Annotated in this window: 10 protein-coding genes and 2 pseudogenes; 5 read left to right on the forward strand and 7 right to left on the reverse strand. The window is 53.1% G+C overall.

Annotated elements, in window-relative coordinates; all coding sequences use genetic code 11:
* Positions 1-21 precede the first annotated feature (21 nt).
* Complete coding sequence (locus tag IFT76_RS10960) at positions 22-477, forward strand: helix-turn-helix domain-containing protein (protein WP_122528815.1); 456 nt, start codon at positions 22-24, stop codon at positions 475-477.
* 342 nt (positions 478-819) lie between these two features.
* On the opposite strand, the gene IFT76_RS10965 is transcribed toward IFT76_RS10960, so the two are convergent.
* The 3 genes from IFT76_RS10965 to IFT76_RS10975 form a co-directional block, all read right to left on the reverse strand.
* Positions 820-1,982, reverse strand: a protein-coding gene (locus IFT76_RS10965) for an IS3 family transposase (RefSeq protein WP_122796607.1) whose coding sequence is annotated in 2 segments (ribosomal slippage) — positions 820-1,730 and positions 1,730-1,982 — 1,164 coding nt in all. Because the reading frame shifts where the segments join, the coding sequence is not laid out codon by codon here.
* 148 nt (positions 1,983-2,130) lie between these two features.
* Positions 2,131-2,676, reverse strand: a complete 546-nt coding sequence (locus IFT76_RS10970) for a cysteine hydrolase family protein (protein ID WP_192058357.1) — start codon at positions 2,674-2,676, stop codon at positions 2,131-2,133.
* A 101-nt stretch (positions 2,677-2,777) separates the two neighbouring features.
* Positions 2,778-3,668, reverse strand: a complete 891-nt coding sequence (locus IFT76_RS10975; protein ID WP_192058359.1) for an MBL fold metallo-hydrolase — start codon at positions 3,666-3,668, stop codon at positions 2,778-2,780.
* A gap of 132 nt (positions 3,669-3,800) precedes the next feature.
* Here IFT76_RS10975 and IFT76_RS10980 point away from each other — a divergent pair, with 132 nt between their 5' ends.
* The gene (locus IFT76_RS10980; RefSeq protein WP_192058361.1) at positions 3,801-4,823 is read left to right on the forward strand and encodes a GlxA family transcriptional regulator; all 1,023 of its coding nucleotides are present in this window, start codon (positions 3,801-3,803) and stop codon (positions 4,821-4,823) included.
* A gap of 84 nt (positions 4,824-4,907) precedes the next feature.
* On the opposite strand, the pseudogene IFT76_RS20840 reads toward IFT76_RS10980, so the two are convergent.
* From IFT76_RS20840 to IFT76_RS10995, 4 genes and pseudogenes are all read right to left on the reverse strand, one after another.
* A pseudogene (locus tag IFT76_RS20840) lies at positions 4,908-5,489 on the reverse strand (hypothetical protein); the annotation flags it as partial.
* Between the two features lie 133 nt (positions 5,490-5,622).
* Positions 5,623-6,597: a GlxA family transcriptional regulator gene (locus IFT76_RS10985; RefSeq protein ID WP_192058364.1), complete on the reverse strand. Its 975-nt coding sequence runs from the start codon at positions 6,595-6,597 to the stop codon at positions 5,623-5,625.
* Between the two features lie 600 nt (positions 6,598-7,197).
* Positions 7,198-9,255: pseudogene (locus IFT76_RS10990) on the reverse strand (TonB-dependent receptor); the annotation flags it as partial.
* Between the two features lie 109 nt (positions 9,256-9,364).
* A complete protein-coding gene (locus tag IFT76_RS10995) occupies positions 9,365-9,760 on the reverse strand; it encodes a DUF2946 domain-containing protein (protein WP_122797568.1) in 396 nt (131 codons plus the stop codon).
* A 176-nt stretch (positions 9,761-9,936) separates the two neighbouring features.
* On the opposite strand from IFT76_RS10995, the gene IFT76_RS11000 reads away from it, so the two are divergent.
* From IFT76_RS11000 to IFT76_RS11010, 3 genes are all read left to right on the forward strand, one after another.
* Positions 9,937-10,821 (forward strand): LysR substrate-binding domain-containing protein, encoded by an 885-nt coding sequence (locus IFT76_RS11000; RefSeq protein ID WP_192058366.1) that lies wholly within the window; start codon positions 9,937-9,939, stop codon positions 10,819-10,821.
* A gap of 95 nt (positions 10,822-10,916) precedes the next feature.
* Positions 10,917-12,083 carry a pyridoxal phosphate-dependent aminotransferase gene (locus tag IFT76_RS11005; RefSeq protein ID WP_192058368.1) on the forward strand — a complete coding sequence of 389 codons (1,167 nt, stop codon included), beginning with the start codon at positions 10,917-10,919 and terminating at the stop codon, positions 12,081-12,083.
* A complete protein-coding gene (locus IFT76_RS11010; protein ID WP_192058370.1) occupies positions 12,080-13,006 on the forward strand; it encodes an AEC family transporter in 927 nt (308 codons plus the stop codon). Before IFT76_RS11005 ends, IFT76_RS11010 begins: the two co-directional genes overlap by 4 nt.
* The last annotated feature ends 100 nt before the right edge of the window (positions 13,007-13,106 follow it).

Here is a 13,106-nt window from a genome sequence, read left to right on the forward strand (position 1 = left end):
TTTTGGGCAGAGGTGCGCTTGATGTCTTTGCGCAAGGCATATGCGGCAACGCTACAGTGGCTGAGGGTTCGACATGGGTTGTCGCAAGCAGACCTCCAGCATCAGACCGATCAAGCACACATAAGCCGCCTGGAAGCATCGACGACATCGGCAACCGTCGATCTCAGTGCCGACTTAGCTAAAGCGCTAGGCCTGATGCCACTCTCTTTTCTCACGCTGGTGGCCGCAGCTGATGAAGGCAAAACCGCGCGCTCAGTTCTGAATGACACAATCAAAGAACTCATGCAGCTTGGTGTTCTTGATGAGCAGCTACCTGCTGAACCCCAAAAGCTCACTACGCCCCAGAGAATCGCTGCCGCAGAAAGACTCAAAGCGGTGCGCGATCTCAAGGCTGCAGGCCTTTCTCAGGCGGAGGTTTGCCGGCAATTAGAACTGCCCAAGAGCACCGTTAACCGGCTGTGGTACTTTTCCGGTTGACCGTGTTCAGGTCTCAAACTCAAGAATATCAGCGGCCTGCCTTGCAACGAGAACAACGTTCCGATCAATAGGTTCTGATCCCTGATCGGGTCGCTCAAGATATGGAGACTCAGGAATCTCCTGTTGGTAATGCCTTAGGACGTACATCGCCCGCTTTCGCTTGCCACGAAGGGAAATGAATCCTGGATCCTTGGAAACCGCCTTCGCGACGTTTTCCATCCCACTATTCAGTCTTGCCTGGTCTAGAGATGACGCCATTTCCTCAGCCTCATCCGCAGCCTGCTCAAATCTGTCGAGTGCCTCTGTGAAGTCCTGGTAGTCACCTACCTCAATGTGTAGTGGTCAACAATTCCCGGACACTAAATTGAGTTTTTCCTCAGCGACCGCAGGCGCTAGCCCTTCGTTGAACTGATGCGGTCGCCGCCAGTTGTATCGCTCCATCAGGAACCGGCCGATGTCCTGTTGCGCTAGCGCAGCGCTCATGTAGCCCACCGTCGGTATCCATTCAGTTTTCAGGCTGCGAAATAGCCGCTCCATCGGCGCGTTATCGTGGCAGTTGCCGCGCCGACTCATGCTCTGTGTGAAGCGGTATCGCCATAGTCTTTGGCGGAAACTCCTGCTGCCATACTGGCTGCCCTGATCGCTATGAAACATTACGTTTTGCGGCCTGCCACGCTGCTCGTAAGCCATGTCCAACGCCTTGATCACCAAGTCGGCGTCGGGCTTGGATGAGAACGCCCAACCCACAACACGGCGGGCACAAAGGTCGATGACAGCCGCCAGGTAGTGCCATCGACCCTCAGCCCAAACGTACGTAATGTCACCGCACCAGACCTTGTTCGGGGATGTAACGTTGAAGCCCCGATCAAGCACGTTCGGAATATCAGGCCGCTCCACAGTAGCCTTTTTGTAGGCATGTGAGCCCGGCTGTTTGCTGATCAAGTTCATCTCGCGCATCAACCTACGTACCTTGAATCGCCCGATCTGCATGCCGTCCTCTTTCATCATCAGCATGATGCTTCGGCTGCCCGCAGCGCTTCGGCTTTGCGTGAACAGCTCGTTCACGCGACTACGCAAAACCACCCGTTCGGCATCCGGATACCGACGTTTTCGGCAGTACGCGTAGTAGCAAGATCGGGTTACTTCAAATACCGAGCACAACAGATCAATCGGCTCTTGAGCCCGCAGTTGATCGATTAACGCGAACGCTCGTGTTCCTCGGCCATCAAGAGCGCGGTGGCCTTTTTTAAGATCGATTTTTCCCGTTCTAGCCGATTGATACGGGCTTCGAGTTCCTGGATTTTTTGCTGCTCAGGCGTCAGGGCTTTGCTGGTCGGAGTAACACCGCCACGCTCCTGCTGGAGCTGGTTCACCCAACGACGCAGAGCCGACTCAACCAGCCCAAGCGAACGGGCTGCTTCGGTATGGCTGTAGCCTTGATCGAGCACCAGGCACGCCGCCTCGCGCTTGAACTCAGGGGTAAAGGTACGACGTTGCTTGGTCATCAGACACCTCTCTGTGGCGAGCATTCTCGCCTAAATGGGTGTCCGGTTTCATTAGACCACTACAAAGTAAGGGCCCTGGAAATTGAGTATGGATGCGTTGATGAAAACAGGAGCCCCAAGGGCCCCGCTTAATCGTGTAGCCACGCAGTCAAGCCGTCAGGTACTCGTCCACCGATTTGACGGTAGCGTAGCCGAACTCCAAAGCTGCCATCATCGTTACATGCACTTGGACGGCGGGAACGTTTACACCGTTGAATGTGAGATCCAAGGTAGCGCAGGCATCGTGCAGCACGGTAACGGGATAGCCCATGTCTGCCGCCGCCCGCACTACCGCGTCGATGCACATATGGCTCATGGCACCGATGACCACGACTTCCTGGATATCCGCAGCTTCCAGCTGCTGCTTAAGATCAGTTTCACGGAAGGCGTTGATGTGTTTTTTTACAATCACAGGCTCGTGACCTACAGGGGCAACAGCCAGTTGAATGCCTGCGCCGCTGGAGCCCTTGACGAAAATCGGAGCGTCTTCATCACTGGACTCGTGCCGAATGTGAAAAACAGCAACATCTGTTCGGCGCGAGTAGCTGATCACTCGAACAGCATTCGCGACAGCCGCTTCAATGCCGGTCAGTGGCAGGTTGCCGGTGGGCAGGTATTCGTTTTGCAGATCAACTACTATAAGGCCACGTTTCATGAACGATCTCCGGTCAAATTATCCGAGTATAGGGATTGGGTAGTGAAGGCTCAGATCGGCAGGTTGAGCACCTGCCTTATTCCGAACCTAAAAGGTTTGAGTCAGAATTCCAGTGAAGCGCCATCTTCCGGAATATCGACCCGGCTCTCGATACCTTGCTTTTTGACGTATGTGCGTAGCTCTTCACGAGTCAGGGACATGTGGTTAATTGCGTCCATGTGCACTGCGACGATTTTCGCGTCCTTCGCAGCCTTTGAGGCGCGTAAAACGTCTTCCTCGCCCATGATGATCGATCCCTTATAGCCGGTCATCATTGCTTTCCCGGCATTCAGTACGATGACTTCGGGATGATATTTCTCAATGGTCTGATCAACCTCTTTTCGCCAGATTGTGTCGCCGGCGAGGTAGAGGGTCTTGTAGCCCGGCGCCTTAAAAACTACGCCCATTGCTTCGCCCAGAGGCTTCGCGAGAGCTGGAACGGCATACATCTCGTCGGTACCGTGCTGCCCACCGGTCTTGGTGATTTTGACGCCGCCGAATTCAGCTTCGTCAGTCAGCACGCGCACATTCTTGAAACCTTGGGAGCGAATCAATTTCGCATCGTCTTCATGCTGTGCAAACAGAGGGATGTCTTTGGGTAACGCTTTTTGAGCGGCATCATCCCAGTGATCGAGATGCGTATGCGTGACGATGACAGCGTCTACGCCAGAAATCACTTCTTCGGGCGACTCTGTCAGATCGACGAGGGGATTACGCAGGTTGCTGCGGTAAGTATTGTCAAATCCTGGGTAAGTACCTTTCTTGGACAGCATCGGGTCGATCAGAAAAGTTGTGTCGCCATAAGAGATTTTCACCGTTGCATTACGGATTTGCTGCAAACCGACTTTATGAGCTGCATCGGGAGTTTTGTGAGCGTCGGAACCTGCGAATGCCAACGGAGTGGCCGCAGCGCAAGCAATGCTCAGGGCGATGGGAAGTGTTTTGAGATTCATAGGCTTAGTCCTTTGAATAGGTTATGACCCCATTCTCATGCAACGGTATACCGGGTACCAGTGGCCTGAATGACATATTTCGATATAATCGGGCCATGTAATCAACGCTGTTCACGAATGTGAGGCTTACCGATGAAATCCATCAGGGTTGCTGTTCTGGCTTTCGAAGGCGTGAGCCTGTTCCATCTCTCCGTGCCCGGAATGGTGCTGGGGACGGCTCAATCCGCTCCTGGCGAACCTCAATACGAGGTCAGCTACTTCACAGAGTCGCCAGGTATGGTCAGCAGCGACCAAGGCATCGGCTTAAAGGTCAGTCACGGTCTGGAGCTGATGCAGGTATCCGACGTGATTGTCATTCCGGCGTGGGGCGATCAATCGGTCGCTGCGTCTGCAGAACTTGTGAAAGCCTTGCAGCTCGCGAACACTCAGGAAAAACTCATCGTGGGCTTATGCCTGGGCGCGTTTGTGCTCGGGGCTGCCGGACTGCTTGACGGTAAAGAAGCCACCACTCACTGGGCAGCCCGCGACGAGTTCGCACGCCGTTTTCCTGAAGTTCGTTTCAGGCCCGAAGTGCTCTATGTCAGTGATGGCAACATCATGACCTCGGCGGGTACTGTGGCGGCAATCGATTGCTGCCTTCATCTGGTACGCCAGCGACTTGGCGCTGATATCGCGAATCGCACCGCGAAGATGCTGGTGACCCCGCCGCACAGGCAGGGAGGCCAAGCGCAATACGTGGAGCACCCGGTGCCGCAGCTATCCAGCGAGACGCACTTATCTGATGTACTAGGGTGGGCCCGGAAGAATCTGGCCAAAGATCTGACGCTCGACGTGCTGGCGGACAAGGCGAAAATGAGCAGGCGTACATTTACCCGGCGATTCAGAGACACCACTGGCAGTACCGTCTCGAAATGGTTGAACGCAGAGCGCGTCGTCAGAGCACAAGAGCTGTTGGAAACCACCGATTTGCCGATCGAATGTATTGCCGGCGAGGCAGGTTTCGGAACGCCTTTGTCGCTGAGGCAACAATTCGCTGTTCATCTCGGGACGTCGCCGTCTGAATACCGACGGGCGTTTTCTCGCAAAATGAACCCAGGCCGCAAGACGAGCGGCAGTACGCTCATCGCCAAAGAGTCGGCTCACTCTCCTGCATGAAATAGAGATCTCGAGTGGTCAGGCAGTATCATCTCTGACCACTGCGAGCAGCGCCTGCAGCGGATGCAAGATGGTTACTGCGTCCTATCGCTTAACTTGGCTTCGGCAAGAATATCCGTCAGCCAATTACCGGCCTCAAGCGTTAAGCTTTTTCACAAGCGGTCTTCATGACTGTTTGTAAATTACGCCAGAAGTGCCAGCGTTCTTTGCCTCATGCCCATAGGTGCCGGACATGCCACAGCATCCGCTGGCTTACACGCTTAGTTTTAACTCCATTCGCTCATAGACTTGCTGCCATAGGCCAACGATACTGGGCTCATGTGTTTTTTCTGTGCAGTGGGGAAGGAATTGATAGGGATCGCCATCTTTCACAATTTGCGACTGTGGAAGCGTATTGGCGAGCCATTCCTGCGGCAGTAGTACGGTTGGAACCTCGTGACTGCCAATCGTCTTCGCATACTCCTGGCGATACACCAACGTCATCGCGGGATCGAGGCCCACCAGCGGTATTGCGTACTCCTGAAGCTGGTGCAACGCTTCACTGTTGAAACGTGCGGCCTTTTCAAAGGCTTTGATGAAGCCCTGTACCTGAAGCGGTTTGCCATTGGGTTCAGAGGGTGCGATATAAACCTGATAGCCAGGCCTTGAGATCAGTTCGATCCAATCAATGAACGTGACTTATCGACACTTATCAGCCTGATGCGTAAAACAAAAGATAGGGTTGAGAAACGTTTTCTACTTAGATCTCAAGCAGGGTTACAAGCTCAAAGTCATTCGTAGGTGCAAACGCTCTGAGCACTCATTCTTGTGCTTCCTCGCCAGACCTAAAGCGTTCGCGATACTCGCCAGGTGTCACAGCATAGGTTTTCATAAAACTACGTATCAAGGTCGCTTCATTAGATAGGCCGCATTTTCGGGCAATTGTTTTGAGTGGCGTACGTGACGTTAGCAGCATATGACAAACGGCTTCCAAGCGGATTTTTTCGACCATTTTGCTAGGTGTAAACCCACTGTCCTCACGATATTTTCGAGCAAATGTTCGCTCACTCATATTCATGAAGTTTGCTAGTGAAGATACCGATAGATCGCCACTAATATTAGTGTTGATCCATGCGTGAAGGTCGGAGAAATTGCTGCTCTTTGACTGTAGGGTTAGTGTTGAACTGAACTGATTCTGATCGCCGGAACGCTTCAGAAAGACAACCAGATGTCGTGCAACCTCTAGTGCAGTAGCATACCCCAGGTCTGCCTCGATAATTGCAAGAGCTAAATCGATTCCTGAGGTGACGCCAGCAGATGTCCATATATCTCCATCGTTAATAAATATAGGCCCGCGCTTCACCTTGATAGATGGGAATTCAATTTCCAGCCTATCGTAGGCCGACCAGTGTGTTGTGACATTTCGTCCGTCTAATCTTCCGGCAGTCGCCAGTGCAAAGACCCCTGTGCAAACTGAAACTAAGCGAGATGCTTTTTCACAATGCCCTACAAAATTTCTAAAGAAATCTGGATGTTCACAAAAGTTGTGAATTCCAGGCCCGCCCGGCACGATCAGCGTGTGCGGTGCTGGTGTATCTATGCCCAAGACTTCGGCGCTGAACGAGAAACTAGGAAATATCTCCGTAGTTGGATCTAACGACAGAATGGATAATGAATATGGTGCATGATCAGCTTGCGCAAAATGGTTGGCAGCAATGAAAACGTCTAAAGGGCCGGCTAAGTCAAGCAGGCTGACTTCAGGATAGGTAACGAACTGAATACATTTGGCAGGCATCTGCGATCGACCCTCGTCTAGAGACTACTATGCGGATTTGTGAATCTTGGCAGGAATCGGCAACGTTTTGGCATTTTTTTTACCAATTTTCGTTTATTTTAGCCTCTTGAGAGTTGTGCAGGCTGGATCGATGGTAACTGAGGTTTTAGTAATATTTCGGTTTGTCTATATTTAATTTAGCAGTTTACCTAAATTTATAAATTCTTTTCAGCTGGGAGTTTTAATTTATGCCGAGTCTTATGAGAACAGCTATGGGATTCGAGATTAAGATGGATGATGATTTTCAGAACAGGATATCTCACGTTCTTGAATTGTTAGAAAGCGATTCTGTGGGTAATGCAACATGCGAGTTAAAAAAAGGTTCCGAATCAGATGGCTGGGTAGTAGAGTGTTTATGGCATGATCAAAATGCTATGCGTGCTCATTTCGTGTCGAGTCACCTGCAAGATTTGATAGCCCTCCTTGCTTTGCGATCCCGTATAATTAAATTCGAGTGTGGAATTTTATTGATCTAATTTCCAATGGTGCTGGAGTTTTATCAGGTTATTTCCTCTTTCGATGAACAGCATGGAAAGCAGGGCACGTTAAAACATTGGCGGNATAAAGTGCACGACCATCACCTGGCGAATGCAGGGATGCCTGCGCGCCATCCGGGTCGTACCAGACATATTCATAGTATCGATTCGTGAGATTCTTCAGCTGCAAGTCAACACTCACTGATTGAGTCACCTTGTAGGTTGCGCCAAGGTTCATTAGCACGTAACCGCCGTAAGTCCCCTTCGTATTTTCCCGCTCCAGATAATAATTAGTCTGACCGTTCATCCACGCGGTCAGCTGTAATGCAGGTGTCGCGTCATAGCTGATGCCAGCGTTGTACAAGTGATGCGGGATGTGGTCGATTTCCTGACCTTTGCTGTTAGGCAACGTGGCACTTGGCTGGAGTATTTTCGAATACTGCCAGGAGTAACCCATCCAGATATTGGTGCGTTCATTCGGATACAGGTTCATCTGTAAGTCGTAACCCCAGCGACGTGTTTCACCGACATTATCGGATTCGCCGCTCGGGTCGTTCAGCCGGCGACTGACTTCCCCAGAGGCCTTTTGCTGCCAATAGGCGACGCGTCCATCCACCCAGTCAACCGGCGTGAATTTGATGCCTGTTTCCCATCCCTCGTTGATCGAAGGTGCTAGGTCAGTATCTCTGGGCGGAATCTTGTAAGCCGCCGCCCCGCTGCCCACCTGGAAGGTACGCCCCCAGTTCGCGTAGAAGCTGGCAACTTCCCACGGAGAATAGACAACGCTGATCTTCGGCTGCTTGATCAGTCCGTAGTCGTTGATGTCGAAATTTGTGCCGGTCGTTTCATTAGTGAAATCGCCCTGGATCTTGTCGACCCGGTAGGCGGGTACGATCTTCAGAGACTCGAAAGGTTTTATCTCTGCCTGGGCATAAGCGCCGTAGGTGTCGAAGTCGAACTGCTGGTCGCGGGTTGTAGCTAGACGCTTACGGTCTCTGGTGCGATATCGCTCACTTTTGTTTTGCTGCTGCTGTACGTCTGCGCCACCTTCCAACGCGAAGTCGTATAGCCATTTGACTTCCGGTCGCCAGGTCAGGGAGGTGAGGGCGCCATATTGCGTCTCATAAGCGTCGCGTTCCTGTTGTGCGCTGGTGCTCCAGTATTGTGTCCAGCGCCTGTCATCGAAGGTGTTGACGTAGGTCTTCGCTGACCAGGCAAGCGTATCAGCCAAGTCTGTATCGAAATGCAGACTGACCTGATTCATACGACGAGTACCCTTGTCCGTCGCGTTGAAGCTGTTGGTCATTTCCGGGTGATGACGTGCATCATCTTCACTCAGATAGCCTGGCTCCTGAGCCTCGGTTTCGTAGTGACGAGCGATCAGTCCAATACGGTAACTGTCATCGTCCGGCGTATAGAACCATTTGCCCGACATCGAAAACTTATCTGCTTCAGCGTGATCTCTGTAGCCATCAGATTTTTGATAGGCGAAGAAATAGTTTTGCGTCCAGTTGCTGCCCTCAATGCCATTGGCAAGTTGGGCCTCGTGGGTATTGAAGCTGCCATAGCGCAGCCGCGCCTTGTTGTAGTCGCCCCCCGTGCGAGTCAGCATGTTCACGTTGCCGGCAATATTGTTCAGGCCATAGCGCGCATCGCTGGTGCCACGCACCACCTCAATGCTGTCCAACTCCATGGGGAAAATCATGTCCATGTACGGCATATTGCCGTCATTGCTGTTGCTTGGGATGCCATCAATCAGCAATTTTACTGCGTTCACTTCACCTTCGCCGTTGAAGCCTCGGAAGGAGATTTTGCCTGACGTGGTGCCTTGGTTGAACTCAGTCAGCATTACCCCCGGAGCGCGGCGGAACAGCTCCCAGCTGTAATTGACTGGCATCTTTTCGAGGATTTCCGCGCCCAAAATATCCACCGAGCTGAGTACGCTGCGGGTAGCCAAAGGGCCACTGGCGGAGCCTTGAACGCTCACGGCGCCCAAGGTGAGCGTCGAGCTTCCGGGCTCGCCGGCTTCAGCCTGTGCCAAGGACAGCGGGCTGGATACCAGTACGCCTATCGACAATACAGGCCACATAGAACGGGACACAGACAAACGCTTTGCAGAGCGCAAAGAAAATGGAGCAGGCATAGCACGCACTTCCTGATCATCAAGAAACTTCAAGGGCGTTCAGCAACCGTTGCAGATCGCTGAAAGAATTTAAAGCGAGCAACACCGCACGCAGTGGGCGGTGTCGTGATCAGGCAAAAGGGGAGGCGCGTGGACTCAGGCTGGGCCAGCGGATTCTTGGGTGCAGCGTTGGCAGTTCAGGATCTTCAAGGACAACGCCGGGTGTGTACTGCGGCAAGAAATGGCGGTAGTAATCCGAGGGCAGGGCTGCCAGCCCGGCATGGCCGCAACAGCAGTCCGCATGGTGCATGGCGTGTTCGGGTTCGGATTGAGGTATCTGAAGCGCCTCGATCGCCTGGCGAAACTCAGCTGAGACGACGCTCGAGTTTCCCCCGGAACAAAATCCGCCCCACAGCATGAGATTTACATCGGGCGCTTGCATCGCACGGCTGAGCGGCATGGCCAGAATGTTCAGCAAGATCGCCAGGCAGGCAATCCAGGGTCGGATACGTCTCAACGAACTCATGAATGAAATCGCTGCAAAGGGGAGGCTATTTAGCGCTCTTTAACACGCGATGTACATTTTACAAGGGTGCGCCATTTCGCCGCAGGTACATTGAGCAGGAGCAGAAGGGGTTTCATCCAAACACCACGCATGTCCAGACTGGTAAGCTCGCCCATCAATTCGATGGATGAATGGCTATGTCGCTACGCGCACTTCGAACACTGCTCGCTATTTCCCAGCACGGCTCTTTCGTCAGAGCAGCGGATGCCGTGCACCTCACCCAGTCAGCAGTCAGCCTTCATGTTCGGGCGTTGGAGGAGGATTTCAACGCACTTCTGTTTGATCGTTCAAGGCGGCTGGCGGTGCTCACGGATGCAGGTCATATCGCAGTAGAGCGCGCACGAGAAATCCTATCCCTATACGACGGCATCTCATCCGAGATTGGTGGCGACAGTGAGCTGCGCGGCAGGCTTAGAATCGGCGCCATTCAGACAGCGCTGGCCGGCGTCCTGCCCCATGCGCTATCAGCACTGCGTACCGATCATCCCCACCTGCGAATCACGGTTGCTTCGGGCATGTCCGCAGAGCTGGCTACGCGCGTTGAAGCGGGCGAGTTTGACGTTGCGATCACAACGGAGCCGGTCAAACCGCACCCATATGGTCTGACGAGCACGGCGCTTTACGAGGAGGGATTCTGGATCATCGCGCCGGTGTCACTTGCTCTTCAAGACCTGCAGTTGCTGCTCAAAAGCCAGCCGTTCATTAGGTTCGACCGCCGCGCCTGGGCAGGTCGAACCATTGAGCGCGAGCTACGCGCTATGAGGCTGCGCGTGCAGACTAGCATGGAGCTAGATAGTCAAGATGCAATAATAAAGATGGTTTCGAATGGACTTGGCATCTCCATTATTCCGCTTGCTAAGCATCAAGTCGAAAGCCTAACGACACTGACCATCGCGCCGTTCGGCACGCCGCAAAAAACCAGGCGCGTCGTGTTGCTGGAGCGTGAAGACCGTCCACTTGGACGGTTGGCTTCAGCACTGGCGAACGCCGTGAAGGCGCATCAGCCGAAAGCTGACCTATGAGAAAAACTTGTTGATTTCTGAATTTTAAATCGTTTTTATTTTAGAGTCGAACTTCTTATCGTGGTGCCTATCTTGATGATTCGCTGAGGGGCACCATGATCATTTCATCTACCGACACTACTACGTTGCGGTCTCCTATCTTAATCATGGCTGAGCGCGCCGCGCTGATACGCGCTCAGGGCAGGGATGTCATCGACCTGACATTGGGAGAGCCGGATTTCAATGCGCCGCCCCACGTGCTTGAGGCTGCGCACGCCGCGCTTGAAGGTCGCCTTACTTACTCACCTTCGAACGGTATCGAACCGCTTCGTTACGCGATCCGTATGCGCATGAAAGCCATTCGAAACCTGGATTACTCAGACGATCAGGTGACAGTCGGCTGTGGCGCGAAGCAGATCATTTACAACGCTTTCCAAGCGACATTGAAACAGGGGGATGAGGTCATCGTTCCTGCGCCCTATTGGGCAAGCTATCCCACCATCATCAAAATGTGTGGCGCGCGACCTTTGATGGTGCCTACTACCCTAGAAGCCGGTTATCGCCTCACCGCAGAGGCTTTGGATGCAGCGCTTCGCGTGGCAAGGTCGCCCAAATGGGTCATCTTGAACGCGCCCGGTAATCCTTCAGGCTCGCTCTACTCAAGCCAGCAACTGTCAGACATCGCTGAAGTCCTGCGCCGATACCCAGGTGTGATGGTGCTTTCAGATGACATCTATTCAGAAATTCGTTACACGGATGATGTATATCAGACCTTGGCGGCGGTGGCACCTGATTTGACTCACCGTATTTTGATCGTAGATGGCGTGTCCAAAGTCTACGCAATGACCGGCTGGCGGGTAGGATGGGGATGTGGGCCAACGCCATTGATCACGGCCATCAATTCGGTTCAGTCACAGAGCTGTACTCAGACCAGCACTCTGAGCCAAGTGGCGGCGGTGGCTGCGTTGACTGGGCCTCAGACACTGGTGAAAGAGCGAAATGCTATTTATCGCCAGCGGCGTGATGCCGCTCTGAATGTCTTCGAGGCCTGCGAAGCGATTGATGTCGCGTGTCCGGAGGGTGCGTTTTACCTGTTACCTCGGATCAGAACGATCAAAGATGATCAGGCTTTCGCACTAACCCTACTCGAAGTAGGCGTAGCTACCGTTCCAGGTAGCGCATTCGGTATGCCGGGGCATCTCAGGCTTTCATTCGCCCTTGATGAGTCAGTTCTGATTGAGGGCTGTGAACGGCTGGTTCAGAAAATCAAGGCAAGCGCATGACGCTCTCTTTGCTGACAGCTTTGTTGCCTATCGCATTATTGATCGTGTTAGGCGCATGGCTCAAACGTAGTCAATTCTTGGCAGATAACTTTTGGGCGCAGGCAGAGCGCTTGGCATATTACGTACTGCTTCCCTCTCTTTTTTTTCACGGGCTGGCTACAGCTAAGCTTGATGGGGTGCCCTTTCAAAGCATGGTCTCTGTGCTCATCGTATCGACTGTTGTGGTATCGCTGATGTTAGTAAGCGCGCGAGCGCTCATCACCACAAACGATGCGGCATTCACCTCCATATTCCAGGGTGGTATACGTTTCAACAATTACGTGGGCGTGTCGATAGCGGCGGGATTATTCGGTGTTCAGGGCATTGCCCTGGCAGCCGTTGCGAACGCGGCGATAGTGCCCACAGTGAATATCCTGTGCGTGTTGGTCTTTGCGAAGTACGGGGCGGGTGGCAGGATGCCATTGAGCAAAGTCCTTAAGCAATTGGCTCTGAATCCGCTGTTGCTGTCGTGCTTGGCTGGTGGGTTGATCCAAGTGACAGGTTTGGGACTGCCCATCGGTATTGAGCCAGTGCTCAAAGCGTTGGGCCAAGCGTCACTCCCTCTAGGTTTACTCTGCGTGGGCGCCGCGCTGGAGTTCGGGAGCATGAGGCAGTGGCTGCGCCCAGTTGGCTATTCGTCACTGGTGAAGTTTTTAGTCATGCCACTGGTCACGCTTGGAGCTTGCCATTTGTTCGGGCTGGAAGGAAAAGCTGCCATCGCAGCACTGCTGTTTCAGGCGCTCCCCACTGCTTCATCGTCCTACATCATGGCGCGGCAGCTAGGTGGAGATGCACCGCTTATGGCCGGGATCATTGCTTGTCAGACCCTGCTGGCGGGAGTGGCCCTTCCCATCGTTATCCTTGCGGTGACCCAGTGGGTTTGAGCCTCATATCCACGTGGTACCGTCCAAAGCACATTCATTACCATTTGAGTTTCATTGCGAAATCTTTTACAAACGGAGGGCGCAGGTTGCTAGGCCGAAT

It is taken from the genome of Pseudomonas sp. CFBP 13727, from assembly GCF_014841915.1.
GTDB classification, from domain to species: domain Bacteria; phylum Pseudomonadota; class Gammaproteobacteria; order Pseudomonadales; family Pseudomonadaceae; genus Aquipseudomonas; species Aquipseudomonas baltica.

Coding starts and splice junctions, on each gene's coding strand:
- IFT76_RS11000 (WP_192058366.1), top strand. CDS start 9,937: ATGTCGCTACGCGCACTTCGAACACTGCTCGCTATTTCCCAGCACGGC.
- IFT76_RS11005 (WP_192058368.1), top strand. CDS start 10,917: ATGATCATTTCATCTACCGACACTACTACGTTGCGGTCTCCTATCTTA.
- IFT76_RS10980 (WP_192058361.1), top strand. CDS start 3,801: ATGAAATCCATCAGGGTTGCTGTTCTGGCTTTCGAAGGCGTGAGCCTG.
- IFT76_RS10960 (WP_122528815.1), top strand. CDS start 22: ATGTCTTTGCGCAAGGCATATGCGGCAACGCTACAGTGGCTGAGGGTT.
- IFT76_RS11010 (WP_192058370.1), top strand. CDS start 12,080: ATGACGCTCTCTTTGCTGACAGCTTTGTTGCCTATCGCATTATTGATC.
- IFT76_RS10970 (WP_192058357.1), bottom strand. CDS start 2,676: ATGAAACGTGGCCTTATAGTAGTTGATCTGCAAAACGAATACCTGCCC.
- IFT76_RS10975 (WP_192058359.1), bottom strand. CDS start 3,668: ATGAATCTCAAAACACTTCCCATCGCCCTGAGCATTGCTTGCGCTGCG.
- IFT76_RS10985 (WP_192058364.1), bottom strand. CDS start 6,597: ATGCCTGCCAAATGTATTCAGTTCGTTACCTATCCTGAAGTCAGCCTG.
- IFT76_RS10995 (WP_122797568.1), bottom strand. CDS start 9,760: ATGAGTTCGTTGAGACGTATCCGACCCTGGATTGCCTGCCTGGCGATC.